At 74.3% G+C, this 18,620-nt stretch carries 1 protein-coding gene; it reads right to left on the bottom strand.

The genetic code is table 11. The annotated features are described in order from the left end of the window. Positions 1-14 precede the first annotated feature (14 nt). Positions 15-17,789 (bottom strand): non-ribosomal peptide synthase/polyketide synthase, encoded by a 17,775-nt coding sequence (locus ACLJOU_RS36590; protein ID WP_410573852.1) that lies wholly within the window; start codon positions 17,787-17,789, stop codon positions 15-17. Positions 17,790-18,620: the final 831 nt, after the last annotated feature.

Genomic DNA, 18,620 nt, shown 5'->3' with positions numbered 1-18,620 from the left:
GTAACGGGGTTTGCTCAGTGGTCTTGGCCGGCGGCGAGCCGCTCGAGGTCCTGCAGGACCCGTTCTTCGACGAGCTCCGCCAGTGCCAGCACGGTGCCGGCGGTGAGCACGTCCTTGGGGGTGAGCTCGACGTCGAAGGCGGACTTCGTCATCGAGGTGATCCGCAGGCTGCGCAGCGAATCGCCGCCGAGGGCGAAGAAGTTGTCCAGGACGCCGACCCGGTCGAGGTCCAGCGCCTCGGCCCAGATGGCCGCGAGGACCTCTTCGGTCTCGGTTTCCGGGGCCGCGTACTCCGCGCTGTCCACCGGAACCTCCGGGGCGGGCAGCGCGCGCCGGTCGAGCTTTCCGTTGGCCGTCAACGGAAGCGCGTCGAGCGGGACGAAGGCGGCGGGCACGTAGTGGGCCGGCAGGGTGGCGGCGACGTGTTCGCGCAGGCCGGGACCCGCTTCGCCGACGACGTAGGCGATCAGCCGCTGGCCGTCCGCGACGACGGCCGCGTCACGGACTCCCTCGTGCTTGCGCAGCACGGCCACGATTTCGCCGGGCTCGATCCGGAAGCCGCGGATCTTGACCTGGTCGTCGGCCCGGCCGAGGAACTCCAGCGTCCCGTCGGCCCGCCACCGCACCAGGTCGCCGGTGCGGTACATCCGCGTCCCCGGCGCCCCGAACGGGTCGGCGAGGAACCGCGAGGCGGTGAGCCCCGGCCGGTCGAGGTACCCGCGGGCGAGGCCGGCGCCGGAGACGTACAGCTCCCCCGCGACCCCGATCGGCACCGGGCGCAGGGCCGCGTCGAGGACGCGGACGCGCGTGTTGCGGATCGGGCGGCCGATCGGCGGGGTGGCCCCGGGTTCGAGGGGTTCGCTCCACGTCGCGACCACGGTGGTTTCGGTGGGCCCGTAGGCGTTGATCATCCGGCGCCCCGGTGCCCAGCGGGCGACCAGGTCGGCCGGGCAGGCTTCGCCGCCGACCACCAGGGTGCGGAACGCGGGCAGCTCGACGTCCGGCACGCTCGCCATGGCCACCGGCGGGACGAGGGCGTGGGTGACGCCTTCGTCGCGCAGCACGGCGGCCAGGTGGTCGCCGAGCAGCGGCCCGGGCGGCGGCACGACCAGCGCGGCCCCCGCGGGCAGCGCCATGCACAGTTCCAGCACCGAAGCGTCGAAACTCGGCGAGGAGAACTGCAGCACGCGGTCGCCCGGCCGGACGTCGAAGTGGGCGATTTCGGCGCTCGAGAAGCTCGCCAGGCCGGCGTGGGTGACGACGACGCCCTTGGGCGTGCCGGTCGAGCCCGAGGTGTAGATGACGTACGCCGGTGCGGAGAGCGGCACCGACCGGCCCAAGGGGGCAGCCGGGCCCTGGGCCCCGGGGCCGTCCACCTCTGGGCCGTCCACCTCTGGGCCGTCCACCTTTGGGCCGTCGAGGACGAGCACGTCGTCGACGGGCAGCGGCGTGCCCGGCCGGGCCACGACCACGACCGGTTTCGCGTCGGCGAGCATGAACGCGATCCGCTCGGGCGGGTAGTCCGGGTCGACCGGCAGGTAGGCGGCGCCGGTCTTCAGCACGGCCAGCTGCGCGACGACGATCTCCACCGATCGCGGCAACGCGAGCGCGACGATCCGCTCCGGCCCGGCTCCGCGGGCGGCCAGCAGCCGGGCCAGCCGGTCGGCGCGCGCGTCGAGCTCGGCGAAGGTGAGCCGCTCCTCGCGCGAAACCACCGCGACGGCGTCGGGCGTGCGGGCCGCCTGGGCCTCGATCAGCTCGGTCAGCGTGACCGGCGGCACCTCGTGGGCGGTGTCGTTGAACGCCACGAGGACCTGCTCGCGTTCGGCGGCGTCGAGGACGTCGAACTCCCGCAGCGGCCGGGCCGGGTCGTCGGCGATCGCTTCCAGCAGGTGTTCGAGCTGCCGGGCCAGCCGCTCGACGGTGCTCTCGTCGAACAGCGCCGGGTCGTAGCCGAGGCCGAGCGACAGGCGCGGGCCGGGCGCGGCCACCACGGTGAGCGGGTAATTGGTCGTTTCCATCGCCTGCAGCTCGCGCAGCCGCACCCCGTGCGCCGCCACGTCGTCCGCGGTGACCGGGTAGTTCTCGAAGACCACGAGGCTGTCGAACAGGTTCCGGCCGCCCTCGACGCCGCTCCAGGCCTGCACCGCGGTCAGCGGGACGTGCTCGAACCGGCGCGATTCCGCCTGGGCCGTCTGCAGGCCGCGCAGCCAGCCGGCGACCGGGGCCGCCGGGTCGGCGGTGACCCGCACCGGCAGCGTGTTGATGAAGATCCCGGTGATGTCGTCGACGCCGGCCAGCCCGGCCGGGCGCCCGGACACGGTGGCCCCGAAGCAGACGTCGTCCTCGCCGCTGTGCCGGGCCAGCAGCAGCGCCCAGGCGCCCTGCACGACGGCGTTGACGGTGAGCCGCTCGCGCCGGGCGAACGCCGCCAGCCGGCCGGTCGCCGCCTCACCGAGGTCGCGGCCCACCCACGTCGACGAGCTCGTCTCGTGGGCGAACGCGGGCACGCGGTCGTACGGCAGCGGTGTCGGCTCGGTGACGCCGGCGAGCTCGCGGCGCCAGTACTCTTCGGCGCCCTCGGCGGTCTGGCCACTCAGCCACGTGACGTAGTCCCCGAACGGGCGGCGGTGCGGCAGGGCGGGCGGCGTGCCGTCGCGCAGGGCCGCGTAGGCGGTGCAGACGTCGGACAGCACCTGGAAGACGCTCCAGCCGTCCAGCAGGACGTGGTGGAAGGTCCAGACGAGCTGGACGGCGTCCCCGGGCAGCCGGGCCAGGGTGACCCGCAGCAGCGGGGCCGCCGCGAGGTCGAACGGCCGCGCGCGGTCTTCGGCGAGCAGCTCGCGCAAGGCCTCCTCGCGGTCGCGGTCCCGCCAGTCGAGCTCGGTGACCGGCACCCGCGCTTCGCGGTGGACCACGAGCAGCGGCTCGGCGACGTCCTCCCAGACGATGCCGCCGCGCAGCACCGGCGTCCGGTCGACGACGTGCTGCCAGGCTTCGGCCATGACCCGTGGCTCGGCGACGCCGTCGAGGACCGCGGTGACCTGTTCGAAGTAGACGCCCTGGGACTCCTGGGACAGCCCGTGGAAGACCATCCCGGCCTGCATCGGGGTGAGCGGGTGGATGTCGGCCACCCCGCGGCCGTCGCCGGCGATCCGGTCGACCTGCCGCTGGTCCAGCCGGGCCAGCGGGAAGTCGCTCGGCGTGCGGCCGCCCGCGCCGGGCTCGGCGCAGTGCGCGACGGCTTCGCCCAGTGCGGCCACCAGTTCGGCGGCCAGCCGTTCCACCGTGGCGGCGGTGTGCGTGTCGCGGGCGTAGTACCAGGTCAGTTCCAGGCAGTCCCGGTCCACCCGGCCGACGACGTCGAGCAGGTGCGCCCGGCCCGCGCCGTCCCCGACCGCCGAGTCGAGGCTGCCGGCCGCGCCGTCGAGGCGGCCCAGGTAGTTGAAGCTGATCTCCGGCGTGAGCGCGGGCGCGGTCCCGGTCAGGTACCGCAGCGCGCCGTAGCCGACACCGCGGCGGGGCACCGCGCGCAGCTGTTCCTTCACCGACTTGAGCAGCGGGCCCCAGCCCTCCTCGATCCGCAGCGCGACCGGGAACAGCGAGGTGAACCAGCCGACCGTGCGGGAGAGGTCGACGTCGGCGAACAGGTCCTCGCGCCCGTGCCCCTCGAGGTCGACCAGCACGCCGTCGCGGCCGGTCCAGCGGGCCAGCACCCGGCCGAGCGCGGCCAGCAGCACGTCGTTGACCTGCGTCCGGTAGACGCCCGGGACGTCCTGGAGCAGCGCCCGGGTCAGCTCGGCGTCCAGGCGGGTGGTCACCGTGCCGGCGCCTTCGCCCGTGGCTTCGCTGTCGACCGGCAGGGCCGGGTCGACGGCGAGCGCGGTGCGCCAGTACGGCAGTTCGTCGTCGAACCCGCCCGCCTCGGCGTGCTCCGCGAGCCGGTTGGCCCAGTCGCGCAGCGACGTCGTCTTCGGCGGCAGCGGGCCGCCGCGGTAGGCGGTTTCGAAGTCCTCCAGGAGGATGCGCCACGAGACGCCGTCGACGACGAGGTGGTTGACCGTCAGCCGCAGGATCGCGGGCTCCAGCAGTTCGGCGGTCAGCAGCGGCCCGCTCGTCACGTCGATCCCGGCGCCCAGGAACTCGGCCGGTTCGATCGGGGCGTTCTCCTGGCCACCGCCGGTGAACCGCATCCGGAGGGCGTCGTGGTGCCCGGCCAGGGTGGCCAGGGCCGCGCGCAGGGTGTCGACGTCGAAGGGCTCGGCCCGCTCGATCCGCACCGACTGCGTGAACCCGTTCGGGTCGCCGAAGTCCCCGGCGAAGAACCAGTGCTGGATCGGGGTCAGCGCGGCGGAGCCGGTGACCGGGCCCTGCTCGGCCACGGTCACCGCGGCCGAGCCCGCCGCGACGGCCAGCGCGGCGACGGTCTGGTGGGCGAACAGGTCCCGCGGGGTGAGCGCGAGACCGTGCCGCCGGGCCCGGGAGACGACCTGGATGGACAGGATCGAGTCGCCGCCGAGCTCGAAGAAGTTGTCCTCGACGCCGACGCCGGGCACGCCGAGCACGTCGGCCCAGACCCCGGCGAGCACGCGTTCGGTCTCCGTGCGCGGCGGCACGTACCCGGCCGCCGGCTCGGCGGCGGGTTCCGGGAGCGCCTTGCGGTCGACCTTCCCGTTGGCGCTCAGGGGAAGCGCGTCGAGCGTGACGAACGCCGAGGGCACCATGTAGTCGGGCAGGTCCCGCTGCAGCCACCCGCGCAGGTCCGGCTGCCCGGCCGTCACGACGTAGGCGATCAGGCGCCGGTCGCGGACGATCACCACGGCCTCGGCGACCTCCGGGTGGGCGGCCAGTGCCGTTTCGATCTCGCCCGGCTCGATGCGGAAACCGCGGATCTTCACCTGGTCGTCGGCGCGGCCGACGAACTCCAGCACGCCGTCCGAAGTCCAGCGCACGACGTCTCCGGTGCGGTACATCCGGGCGCCGGGCGCGCCGAACGGGTCGGCCACGAACCGGTCCGCGGTCAGTCCCGGCCGGCCGAGGTACCCCCGGGACACCCCGGCCCCGGCGACGAACAGCTCGCCCGCCACGCCCGGCGCGACCGGCCGCAACCCCGCGTCCAGGACGTAGGCGGCCATGTTGTCCAGCGGCCGGCCGATCGGCATCGCCTCCGGCACCGCGTCCTCCGGCGCCACGAAGAACCGGCTGGCGAAGGTGGTCGTCTCGGTGGGGCCGTAGCCGTCGACGACGGTCAGGCCGGGGCAGGCTTCGCGCACCTGGCGCACGGCGGCGGCGGGGACGACGTCACCGCCGGTCCACACCTCCCCGGCCCCGCGCAGGCACGCCGGGTCCTCCTGCGCCAGCAGGCGGAACAGCCCGGCGGTCAGCCACAGCGCGGTGACCCCCCGCCCGGCGACGACCTCGCGCAGGACGTCGGCGTCCACATCGCCGGGCGGGGCGACGACCACCCGGCCGCCGCTCAGCAGCGGCACCCAGACCTCGTAGGTGGAGGCGTCGAACGCCTGCGGCGAGTGCAGCAGCACCGTCCGGTGCGCCGCGCCCGCGAACGAGCGGTCCGAGGCGAGGGCCACGATGTCGCGGTGGGTCACCGCCACGCCCTTCGGCTGGCCCGTCGATCCGGACGTGTACATCACGTACGCCAGGTTTTCCGGGCGCACGGTGACCTCCGGCACCGCACCGTGGCCGGTTTCGCCGACCCGGACCACCGGTCCGGTGTGGACGTCCGAACAGGACCGGTCGGAAATCACCACGGCGACGTCGGCTTCGGCCAGCACCAGGCGCATCCGGGCCGCCGGGGCCCGCAGGTCGACCGGCACGTACGCCGCGCCCGCCTTGAGCACCGCCAGCTCGGCCACGACGACGTCGGCCGACCGCTCGAGCAGCAGCCCGACCCGGTCCTCGGCCCCGACCCCCAGCTCGGCCAGCCGGCACGCGAGCCCGTCGGAGCGGGCGGCCAGCTCGGTGTAGGTCAGGTCGTCGACCGCGAGGGCGTCCGGCGTCCGGCGGACCTGCTCGGCGAACCGGCCGACGACCGTGGCGCCGGCCACCGGGTGGGCCGTGTCGTTGAACGTCCGCAGCACGCGCTCGCGGTCGTCCTCGGTGAGCAGGTCGAGCTCGCCGACCCGCGCTTCCGGGTTCGCGCCGAGCCTTTCCAAGGCCAGCACGAGCTGGCCGGCCAGGCGCTCGATCGTGGCCCGGTCGAACAGGTCCGGGTCGTGGTCGAACGACACCGTCAGCCGCTCCCCCGGCGCGACGACGACGCTGAGCGGGTAGTTGGTCGGCTGCAGTTCGCCGTCCTCGTGCAGGCCGATCCCGTAGGCGGCCACGGCTTCGGTGTCGAACGGGTAGTTCTCGAAGACCAGGATGCTGTCGAACAGCGTGCTGCCGCCGGCCCCGGTCTGCAGCTGGGCCAGTGACACGAAGTCGAACCGGCGCGAGCGCGCCTGGGCCGCCTGCAGGTCACGCAGCCAGTCCGCCACGGTCAGTCCGTCGTGGACGGTCACCGGCGCGGGCAGGGTGTTGATGAACAGCCCGGCCATCGACTCGACGCCGGGCAGCTCGGCGGGCCGCCCGGACACGGTGGTGCCGAAGACCACGGCGGATTCGCCGCTGTAGCGGGACAGCACCAGGCCCCAGGCGCCCTGGACGATCGTGTTGAGCGTCAGGCCGGCGCGCCGCGCCAGCTCCCGCAGCCCGTCGGCGGGTGCCGACACCCGGACCGATGCGGCCGACCGCGCGCGGTGGGCCTCCACCGGACGGCGGTCGTAGGGCAGCGGCGTCGGGGTCCGCAGGCCGGCGAGCTGCTCGCGCCAGTGGATTTCCGCGGCCGTGGTGTCCTGCTCGCCGAGCCAGCGCAGGTACTCGCGGAACGGCGGGCGGTGCCCGGTCCCGGCGGCACCCGCGTAGCGCGCGCACACTTCGCCGAACACCTGCGCGGCGCTCCAGCCGTCGAGCAGCACGTGGTGGAAGGTCCACAGGAGCAGGACGTCGCCGCCGGGCAGCCGGGCGAACGCCAGCCGCAGCAGCGGGGCCGCCGTCAGGTCGAAGCCCTCGGCGCGGTCGGCTTCGAGGTACCGCTCCTGCTCCCGGGCGCGCTCGTCGTCGTCCAGTGCGGTCCAGTCGAGGTGCACGACCGGGACGGTGACGGACCGCTCGACGACCTGCACGGGCTCGTCGAGGCCGTCCCAGACGACCCGGGTGCGCAGCACCGGCGTGTCCGCGACGACCTGCTGCCAGGCCCGGGCGAACCGCTCCGGGTCGGTGACACCGGTCAGCCGCAGCCGCACCTGGTTGAGGTACGTCCCACCCGCCCCGTCGACGAGGCTGTGGAAGACCATGCCGGACTGCATCGGGGTGAGCGGGTAGATGTCCTCGACCGTCCGGCCGGTGCCGGCGAGGCGGTCCACCGCGGCCTGGTCGAGGCGGGCGAGGGGGAAGTCCGAGGGCGTGCGGCCGCCCGCGTCCGGCCGGGCGCAGTGCGCGACGATCCCGGCGAGCGCTTCGAGGAGGGCCTCGGCGAGCCGGCGCACGGTGGCCTCGGTGTGCACGCCTTCCGCGTAGTGCCAGGTCAGTTCCAGCTCGTCGCCGACGACCGCGCCGACGACGTCGAGCTGGTGCGCGCGGGTCTGCGCGGGGTGCGCGGCGCCGCCCAGGCCGCCGCCGTGGTCGAAGCGGCCCAGGTAGTTGAAGCTGATCCGGGGTTCGAGGCGCGGGGCGGTGCCGGTGAGGTGACGCAGGGCGCCGTAGCCGAGGCCGCGGCGGGGAATCGCGCGGAGCCGTTCCTTCGTCGTCTTCAGGGCGTCGCCCCAGTCCTCGCCGGACGAGGTCAGCTCGACCGGGAAGATCGAGGTGAACCAGCCGACCGTGCGGGACAGGTCGATCCCGGGGAACAGGTCCTCGCGGCCGTGGCCTTCGAGGTCGACGAGCACGCGGTCCCGGCCGGTCCAGTCCCCCAGGACACGGCCGAGTGCGGTCAGCAGGACGTCGTTGACCTGCGTCCGGTACGCCCCCGGCACGTCGTGCAGCACCGCGCGGGTGGGCCCGGCGGGCAGCCGCACGACCACCGAGCGGGCCGCGCCGTAGGTGTTCTCGCCGCCGGCGTCGACCGGCAGGGCCGGGTCGGCGTCGATCGCCGTCCAGTGGGCGAGTTCGTCGTCGAAGAACCCGTCGGCCGCGTGCCGGGCCAGCGTGCGGGCCCAGTCGCGGAACGAGGTCGTCTTGGCCGGGAGTTCGCCGCCGGCCAGCAGGGTTTCCAGGTCCTCCAGGAGGATCCGCCACGAAACGCCGTCGACGACCAGGTGGTGGGCGGCCAGCGTCAGCGTCGTGCCGGACAGTTCGGCGCGCAGCAGCGGGCCCTGCTCGAGGTCGATGGTGGCGTCGAGGACGTCCACGGCGTCGGGCGCGTGGTGCTGCCCGTCGGCGGTGAAGCGCAGCCGCAGGACGTCGTGGTGCAGCTGGAGATCGCGCAGCGCGCGGCGCAGCAGCGCCGGGTCCGGCGCAGCGGGCAGCTCCACCGAAACGGACTGGACGAACTGCTCGGGGTGCACCGGCCGCGGGTCGAGGTACCAGTGCTGCACCGGCGTCAGCGGGACCTCGCCGGTCACCGGCCCGGCGTCGGCGACGGCCGCGGCGGGGGCGGCCGGGGTGGCGGCGAGGGCGAGCGCGGCGACGGTCGGGTGGTCGAAGACCTGGCCGGGCATCAGGTCGAGGCCGGCCCGGCGGGCCCGGGAGACGACCTGGATGCTCAGGATCGAGTCGCCGCCGAGTTCGAAGAAGTTGTCGTCGGCGCCGACCCGCTCCGCCCGCAGCACCTCGGCCCAGATGCCGGCGAGCAGCCGCTCGGCCTCGGTGGCGGGCGCGCGGTAGCCCAGCCCGGAGACGAAGTCCGGGGCCGGCAGCGCCCGGCGGTCGACCTTCCCGTTCCGGTTGAGCGGCAACGCCTCCAGCGGCACGAACACGGCCGGGACGAGGTAGTCCGGCAGCGACCGCAGCAGGAACTCGCGCAGGTCCGGCGTTCCGGTCGCGACGACGTAGGCGACGAGCCGCTTGGTCCCGCCGGACTCCACCGCGACGACGACGGCCTCGGTCACCTCGGGGTGCGCGGTCAGCGCGGTCTCGATCTCCCCGAGCTCGACGCGGAAGCCGCGGATCTTCACCTGGTCGTCGGCGCGGCCGACGAACTCCAAGACCCCGGCGTGGGTCCACCGCACGAGGTCGCCGGTGCGGTACATCCGCGCGCCCGGCGTGCCGAAGGGGTCGGCCAGGAAGCGTTCCGCGGTCAGCCCCGGCTGCCCGAGGTAGCCGCGGGCCAGCCCGCTGCCGGCCAGGTACAGCTCGCCGACGGCACCCGGCGGCACCGGCCGCAGCCCGTGGTCGAGGACGTGGGCCGCCGTGTCGTCCAGCGGCCGCCCGATCGGCAGCACGTCCGGCACCGGCTCGCCCGGCGGCAGCGGGAACCGGGTGGCGAACGTCGTGGTCTCGGTGGGCCCGTAGACGTCCACCACGGTCAGGCCCGGGCAGGCTTCCGCGACCTGGTGCACCGCGGCCGGGCGGACCACTTCGCCGCCGGTCCACACCTCGCGGACCCCGCGCAGGCAGCCGGGGTCCTCCTGCGCCAGCACGCGGAACAGCCCCGCGGTGATGAACAGCGCGGTCACGCCGTGCGTGGTGATCGCGCGGCGCAGCACGTCGGCGTCGACGTCCCCCGGCGGGGCGACGACGACCCGGCCGCCGCTCAGCAACGGCACCCACAGCTCGTACGTAGAGGCGTCGAAGGCCAGCGCGGAGTGCATGAGCACGGTCCGGTGGGCCGGGTCGGCGAAGGACCGCTCCCCGGCCAGGCCGACGACGGCCCGGTGGCTGACGGCGACGCCCTTGGGCGTGCCCGTCGACCCCGAGGTGTACATGACGTACGCGAGGTTTTCCGGCCGCAGCGGGACATCCGGCGCCTCGGACGGCTCGTCGCCGGCCTCGTCGACCGCCACCACCGGTCCACTGTGGACGTCTTCGGCGAGCGCCCGGCCGGCGTCGTCGGTGACCAGCACGCGGACGCCGTCGAGCAGCGCCGTCAGCCGGCTCCGCGGCGCGCGGGCGTCCAGCGGCAGGTACGCGCCCCCGGCCTTGAGGACCGCCAGTTCGGCGACGACGACGTCGGCCGAGCGGCCCAGCAGCACCCCGACCAGTCCGTCCCGCTGCGCGCCGAGGGCGAGCAGGCGGTGGGCCAGCCGGTTCGCCCGGGCGTCCAGCTCCGCGTAGGTCAGGGTTTCGCCGCCGGTGACGGCGACGGCGTCGGGCGTGCGGCGGACCTGCTCGGCGAACAGCGACGGCACGGTCGCGTCCGGGAGGTCCAGCGCGGCACCGGTCCCGAGGCCCAGGACGTCCTGCTGTTCGGGGCCGGTGAGCATGCGCAGCCGGGCGAGCGGCTCCTGCGGCCGGGTCGCGAACTCGGACAGCAGGGTCTGCAGGTGCCCGGCGAACCCGGCGACCGTCTCGGCGTCGAACAGCTGCGGGTCGTAGCCGAACAGGAACTCCAGGCGCTCCGGTCCGGGGTAGGCGACGACGCTGAGCGGGTAGTTGGTCGTCTCGACGCCCCGCAGGTCGCGCAGCCCGAGTTCCGCGGTGACCGGGTAGTTCTCGAACACCAGCAGCGTGTCGAACTCCCCGCCCCAGTTCTGCAGGCGCGCCAGGGAAAGGTGGTCGAACCGCCGGGCCTCGGCCTGGGTGTCCTGGAGGGCGCGCAGCCAGTCCACGGCCGCCGCGCGCTCGTCGACGTCGGCGACGACCGGGAGCGTGGTGATGAACATGCCGGTGATCTCGCCGGCCCCGGGCAGTTCCGCGGGCCGTCCGGCGACGGTCGTGCCGAAGCAGACCTCCGGCCGTCCGGTGTGGCGGGCCAGCAGCACCGCCCAGGCGCCCTGGACGAGCGTGTTGAGGGTCAGCCCGTGGCGCTGCGCGGCGGTGCGCAGCGGCCCGGCGGGCAGCTCGATCCGCAGCGAGGCCGTCGATTCGACCGCGTGCCCGCCCGGCGCGCGGTCGGTGCGCAGCCGGGCCGGCTCCGGCCGCCCGGAAAGCCGTTCGCGCCAGTAGGATTCCGCCGCCAGTCCGTCCTGTTCGGACAGCCACCGGACGTGGTCGCGGAACGGCCGCCGCGACGGCAGCTCGCGCCCGGCGTGGGCCGCCGCGACGTCGGAGAGCACCTGGAAGAGGCTCCAGCCGTCGAGCAGCAGGTGGTGGAACGTCCAGACCACGCGGACCTCGGTCGCCGAGACGCGCGCGAGCAGCAGCCGCATCAGCGGCAGTGCGCCCAGGTCCAGGCCGGCGTCCCGGTCGGCCGCCAGCACGGCGTCGAGGTCGGCGGCCTCGCTCGTCCAGTCGCGGTACTCGATCGGCAGGATGACCTGCCGGTGGACCACCTGCACGGGCTCGTCGAGGCCGTCCCAGACCACCCGGGTGCGCAGGACCGGGGTGCGGTCCACCACCCGCTGCCAGGCGCGGCCCAGCGCTTCGGGGTCGGGGACGTCGCTCTGCACGAACGTCACCTGCTGGAGGTAGGCGTGCCGGCCGCCGCCGGTGAGCCGGTGGAAGAGCATGCCGGCCTGGGCCGGGGTGAGCGGGTAGATGTCCTCGACGTCGCGGCCGTCGCCGGCGAGCCGGTCCACCGCGGCCTGGTCGAGGGCGGCCAGCGGGAAGTCCGACGGCGTGCGGCCGCCGGCCCCGGGTCGCGTGCAGTGCGCGACGATCCCGGCCAGCCCGTCGACGAGATCGTCGGCGGCCGTGCGGATCGTGGCTTCGTCGTGCAGCCGGTCGGAGTAGAACCAGGAGATCTCCAGGCAGCCGTCGGTGACCCGGGCGACGACGTCGACGGCGTGCGCGCGGACGTCGGCGGGGTGCTGCTCGAGTTCCAGTTCCCGCTCGAGCCCGCGGTAGAGCTCGCCCTCGGCCTCGAAGCGGCCCAGGTAGTTGAAGCTGAGCCGGGGCGTCACCGCGGGCGCGGTCCCGGCGAGGTGGCGCAGCACGCCGTAGGACAGGCCGCGGGCCGGGATCGCCCGCAGCTGCTCCTTGACGGACTTGAGCCGCGCCGCAACGTCGCCGTCCGGGATGTCGCCGTCCGGGATGTCGCCGCCCGGGACGTCGAGCGCGACGGGGAACATCGAGGTGAACCAGCCGACCGTGCGGGACAGGTCGACGTCGTCGAACAGGTCCTCCCGGCCGTGGCCTTCGAGGTCGACCAGCACCTTCCCGGCGCCGGTCCAGCGGCGCAGGGCCCCGCCGAGGGCGGTCAGCAGCACGTCGTTGACCTGGGTGCGGTACACGCCCGGGACGTCCTGCAGCAGCGCCCGGGTCAGCTCGGCGTCCAGGCGGGTGGTCACCGTCCGGGTGCTCGCGACCGTGCCGGCACCGTCGGTGTCCAGCGGGATCTGGGCGCCGTCGACCGCCCGCCAGTACGGGAGGTCGCCGTCGAAGTCGTGCCCGGCGAGCCGGGCGGCCCACTCCTGGAACGACGTCGTCCGGGGGCCGAGGTCGCGGCCGTGGTAGGCGTGGTCGAGGTCCTCCAGCAGGATCCGCCACGAGACGCCGTCCACCACGAGGTGGTGCACGGCCAGGCGCAGGGTCGTGCCGGTGAGCTCGGCGCTGACCAGCGGGCCGTGCTCGACGTCGATCTCCGCGCCGAAGACGTCGGCCTCGCCCGGTTCGGCGTGTTCCTGCGTCCAGCCGCCGGCCGTCTTGCGGAACCGCAGCCGGAAGGCGTCGTGGTGGGCGACGACCGCGTTCACCGCGGCCCGCAGCCGGTCTTCGTCGACGTCGTCGGCGAGCCGGACGCTCAGCTGCTGGACGAAGTGGTCCGGGTCGGCCGGGTCGGTGTCCAGGAACCAGTGCTGGATCGGGGTGACGACCACCTCGCCGCTCGCCGCGGGCCGCTCGGCCGCGGGCGCCGCGGGCTCGGCCACCCCGGCCGCCGCGGCGAGCGCGGCGATCGTCTGGTGCCGGAAGACGTCCTTGGTGGTGATCCGCAGGCCGGCCTTGGCCGCCTCGGACACGAGCCGGATGCTGAGGATCGAGTCGCCGCCGAGTTCGAAGAAGTTGTCCTCGACGCCGACCTCGGGCAGGCCGAGGGCGTCGGCCCAGATGGCGGCCAGCAGCCGTTCGGTCTCGGTGCGCGGCGCGACGCGGGTGGCGCCGCCGGTGAAGTCCGGGGCGGGCAGGGCGCGCCGGTCGAGCTTGCCGCTGGGGTTGAGCGGCAGCCGGTCCAGCGGCACGAACGCCGACGGGACGAGGTGGGCGGGCAGCGAAGCGCCGAGGAACTCCCGCAGGTCGGCGGGGGCGGCGGGCACGACGTAGGCGACCAGCCGCTGGTGCCCGGCGTCGGTGCGCGCGACCACGACCGCCTCGGTCACGTCCGGGTGCTTCCGCAGCGCGGCTTCCACCTCGCCGGGCTCGATCCGGAACCCGCGGATCTTGACCTGGTCGTCGGCCCGGCCGAGGTACTCCAGCTCGCCGCGGGCGGTCCAGCGCACGACGTCGCCGGTCCGGTACATCCGCATCCCCGGCTCGCCGAACGGGTCGGCCACGAACCGGCCGGCGGTCAGGCCCGGCCGGCCGAGGTAGCCGCGGGCCACGCCGGCGCCGCCGAGGTGCAGTTCGCCGGGAACGCCGACGGGGACCGGCCGCATCCCGCGGTCGAGCACGTACGCGCGGATCCCGGCGATCGGGCGGCCGATCGGCGGCGTGCGGTCGGTGTCGTGGTACCACGCGGTGGCGTACACAGTGGACTCGGTGGGCCCGTAGATGTTCGCGATCCGGCTGTCCGGCAGGGCTTTCCGGATGTCGTGCAGCGCGTGCAGCGTGAGTGCCTCACCGGCGAGGACCACAGTGGACGGCCGCACCGACACCGCGCCCTGGGCCAGCAGCTGGGCGAACGCCGAAGGCACGCCGCTGACCAGGCCGACCGGCCGGCCGTCCTGCTCGCCTTCGCCGAGGGCCAGCACGTCCCGCACGACCTCGACGGTGGCGCCGGTCATCAGCGGCGCGAAGACCTCGAACACGGAGACGTCGAAGTTGAGCGACGTCGACGCGACCACGGTGGACCCGGGGCGGAAGACGTCCTTGAAGTCGCGTTCGGCCCAGGCCATCAGGTTCGCGGCACTGCGGTGGGCGATCACGACGCCCTTGGGCCGGCCGGTCGAGCCGGACGTGTGGATCACGTAGGCGGGGTGGTCCGGGTTCGTCGCGCGGCCCAGCGGCGAGTCCGCCCGGCCGTCGAGCAGGGCGGGGTCGTCGAACGCGAGGGCGGGCACGGAGCCCGGGCCGCGGCCGTCCGGGGTGAGCAGCAGGGCCGGGGCGGCGTCCTCGAGGATCAGCTCCTTCCGGTCGGCCGGGTAGGCCGGGTCGACCGGGAGGTAAGCGGCGCCCGACTTCAGCACGCCGAGCAGGGCCACCAGGATGCGCTCGGTGCGCGGCAGCGAGACGGCGACGAACCGTTCGGGCCCGGCGCCCCGCTCGACGAGGACCCGGGCGAGCCGGTTGGCCTGCGCGTCGAGCTCCCGGTACGTCAGCGAGCGGCCGTCGCAGACGACCGCGACCGCGTCCGGGGTGCGGGCCGCCTGGGCCTCGAACAGCTGCGGCAGCGTGGTGGCCGGAGCTTCGAGCACCGGCCCGTGCGCCAGCTCGCGCAGGTGGGCCAGCTCGGCGGCCCCCATCAGCGGCAGCTCGGCCACCGGCCGGTGCGGCTCGGCGACCACGGCCTCGGCCAGCACCCGCAGGTGCCCGGCGAAGCGGTCGATCGTCGAGGCGTCGAAGAGCGCGGTGTCGTACTCGATCGCGAAGCTGCGACCCTGCGGCTGGAACTCCAGCACGAGGTCGAACCGGGCCCGGGGGCGGGGCAGGTCGTGCTCGCCCAGGCGGAGGGCGCCCGCCTCCCGGGGCCGGACCAGGTCCTGCTGCAGTACCAGCAGGACCTGCACCAGCGGGGTCCGGCTCGGGTCACGGGCCGGCCGCAGGTCGTCGACGACCTGGTCGAAGGGGACTTCGGCGGCGGCGAAGGCCGCCAGCGTCGTCTCCTTGACCCGGCCGAGGAAGTGGTCGAACGGTTCTCCCCGGTCCACCGCGGACCGCAGGACGAGGGTGTTGACGAAGAACCCGGCGAGCCGTTCGAGCTGGTCGTGGTCGCGGCCGGACACCGCGGTGCCGACGGCGACGTCGTCCTGCCCGGCGTAGCGGGCCAGCAGCACCTGGACGAGCGCGGTCAGCGTCGTGAACAGGGTCGCGCCGGTGTCCTGGCCGAGTTCGGCGAGCTGCCCGGCGAGGTCCGCGGGCAGGGTGTACCGGCGGATCGCGCCCTCGGTGGCCCGCACGGGCGGGCGGGGCCGGTCGGTGGGCAGGTCGAGCGGTTCGAGGCCGGCGAGCTGCGCGCGCCAGTACCCCAGCTGCTCCTCCCGCAGGGAGCCGGCCAGCCGGTCGTGGTGCCAGCGGGAGAAGTCGCGGTAGCCGATCTCCAGGGGATCGAGCTTCTCCCCCGCGTACAGCGCGGCGAGCTCGTCGACCAGCAGCCCGACCGACCAGCCGTCGGTGATGATGTGGTGCTGGCAGAGCAGGAGCAGGTGCTCGTCCGGGCCGCGGCGGATCAGCAGGGCGCGGGTGAGCGGCCCGGTGGCCAGGTCGAAGGGGCGGTCCAGCTCGGCGGCGAGCTGCGCGTCCAGGTCCGCCTCGGCGTCGGCCTCCTGCAGCGGGATGGTGCCGTCGTCGGCGACGACCTGGACGCCCTCGCCGTCGACGGTGCGGAACGTCGTCCGCAGTGACTCGTGCCGCGCGGCGAGTGCGTCCAGCGCGGCGCGCAGGGCGTCGCGGTCCAGCGGGCCTTCGAGGGTGAGGCCGACCCCGGCGTTGTATTCGGTGCTGCCGGGGTTCTGCTGGTCGAGGACCCACAGGCGGCGCTGGACCGGCGACAGCGGCACCACGGCGTCGTGGGTCACCGGCTCGATCCCGCCGGCCGGGACGCCGTCGTCGGGCAGCAGCTCGGCGAGTTTCGCGATGGTGCGGGCGTCGAACACGACCCGCGGGGAGAGCTCCGCCCCGAAGCGGGCGCGGATGCGGGCGAGGGCGCGTGCCCCGAGGATCGAGTCGCCGCCGAGTTCGAAGAAGTCCGCGTCGACGCCGACCTCCGGTACACCGAGCACGTCGGCCCAGATCTCGGCGAGGGCGTGCTCGGCCGGGGTCCGGGGCGCGGTGTGGGCCGCGCGGACCTGGGCCTGCCAGTCGGGTTCGGGCAGCGCGTCGCGGTCGAGCTTGCCGTGGTGGGTCAGCGGCATCGCGTCGAGCACGACGAAGGCGGCCGGGACCATGTACGGCGGCAGCCGGTCGGCCGCGGCGGCGCGCAGGTCCGCCGGATCGGCGTCCCCGACGAAATAGGCGACCAGGCGCTTGACGCGGTCCTCGCGGGGGACGACGACGGCCTCGCGGACGCCTTCCTGCTGCAGGAGCAGCGCTTCGATTTCACCGGGTTCGATCCGGAAGCCCCGGATCTTGACCTGGTGGTCGGCCCGTCCGACGAACTCCAGCTCGCCGTCCGCGGTCCGGCGGACGATGTCGCCGGTGCGGTACATCCGGGCGCCGGGCTCGCCAAAGGGGTCGGCGACGAACCGGCTCGCGGTCAGGCCGGGCCGGTCGAGGTAGCCGCGGGCCAGCCCCGGGCCGGTGACGTAGAGCTCGCCGGTGGCGGCCGGGCGCAGGGCCTCGTCGAGCACGTACGCGGTGGCGTCCGGCAGCGGGTGGCCGATCGGCGGCGTGCCGCCGGGGACGAGCGGGTCGCTCCAGGTGGCCACGACGGTGAACTCGGTGGGGCCGTAGGAGTTGATCATCCGGCGGCCGGGCGCCCAGGTCCGGACCAGTTCGGGCGGGCAGGCGTCCCCGCCGACGATCACCGTGCGGAAGGCCGGCAGCGCGTGCTTCGGCAGCGTGGCCAGCGCGACGGGCGGGATGAGCGCGTGGGTGACTTCGTGTTCGGCCAGGACGTCGGCAAGCCGGTCGCCCAGCAGCGGGCCGGGCGGGGGCACGACCAGGGCGGCCCCGTGGGGCAGCGCCATGCCGAGCTCGAGGATGGCGGCGTCGAAGCTCGGGGAGGAGAACTCGAGGACCCGGTCGCCGGGGCGCACGTCGTAGTGCTCGCGCATCGCGGCGAAGAAGCCGGCCAGGCCGCGGTGGGTGACGAGCACGCCCTTGGGCACGCCGGTCGAGCCGGAGGTGTAGATGAGGTAGGCCGGGTGGTCGAGGTGCAGGGGGCGGGCGCGGTCGGCGTCGGTGGGGTCGGCGTCGGGATCGCTTCCCGTGTCGTCGAGCAGGCCCGGTTCGCCGAGGTCGAGGGTGGTGCTGCCGGTTCTTTCGCGGGTGACTTCGTGGGTGGCTTCGCGGGTGACCACGAGCACGGGGTCCGCGTCGTCGAGCACGAAGGCGATGCGCTCGGCGGGCTGGTCGGGGTCGACGGGCAGGAAGGCGGCCCCGGCCTTGGCCACCGCCAGCTCGGCGACGACCAGGTCGGCCGACCGCGGCAAAACGAGCGCGACGACCCGTTCCGGGCCGGCACCGTGCCGGATCAGCAGCCGCGCCAGCCGGTTCGCCCGCGCGTTGACCGCCGCGTAGGTCAGGGTGCCGTCGGCGCCGGTCAGGGCCGGTTCCGCCGGGGTGCGCGCGGCTTGCGCTTCGAACAGCCCGGCGAGGGTACGCGCGGGGACCGATCTGTCGTCGTCGGCGTCGGGAACCGAGACGTCGTATCGCGGCATTGCAGGAACCTTTCGAGCACGGATGAGGTCAGCGCAGGCGCGTCCGGGCGCTGGGAGACGACACGCAGGTGTGGCCGGCGACCGGGAAAACCGGGCCTTCGCCCCCACCCCGGCGGGCGGCTTTTTGCCACTCGTTCAACAAATCCGCCCGGGGTGCCCCCCACCGGGCGAACCTGCAGGAACGAGCGCGAGACACATTGATCCTTTCCACCGTGACAGCCGCGTGGCGACACCCGGAAACAGTTCCGTTTTCGACGGCACCCCCGCTGTGCCGATTAGGCCCCAGCGACCGCCGAACGCTCGCGACAACCGGCGTTCTTCGTGCAACAGGTCGGTCACCCGGCAGTCGAGAACCCCCAAGACCAGCCGGATTGGCATCACGCTACCGAGTGAACGCGTTGCTCGTACCGCCGAACGGAGCATTGGCGAAAATGTCCAAAAATCGCGCGGCTTTACCCGGACAGCGAGTAGTACACCGTTGATTAATGTTCACTCTTCTGCCGGAAAATGTTACCTCGATTGGGAGGTTTGACTTTACGGCAAGGCGCTCACCTGCGAAGACACCTCGGCACTCGGGTGGCTACCGGCCCCACGGGGCAAGGTACGCAAGTTTCGACAGTTGTGCTTCAGCTTACTGCACGTCACCCGATTGGCGGGTAACGCGGAAGGAAGGGCCAGTTCGGTGAAATGATCGATCCAACAGGCCGCAGGCGCAGATCCTGCACGGGAAGTCGTCAAGCGGACAAAGGTGACGCGGGAATGGCGTGGGAAGCGGTTTGAACGGCGGCGGCCTTGGGCATCCAGTTCGGTTCGGATCGGCGAACCGGAAGG

This window comes from Amycolatopsis sp. cmx-4-61, from assembly GCF_046548775.1.
Taxonomy (GTDB): Bacteria; Actinomycetota; Actinomycetes; order Mycobacteriales; family Pseudonocardiaceae; genus Amycolatopsis.
Note: the sequence above shows the minus strand (reverse complement) of the source record. Positions and strands in the feature narration are given on the sequence as shown.

Coding starts and splice junctions, on each gene's coding strand:
- ACLJOU_RS36590 (WP_410573852.1), bottom strand. CDS start 17,789: ATGCCGCGATACGACGTCTCGGTTCCCGACGCCGACGACGACAGATCG.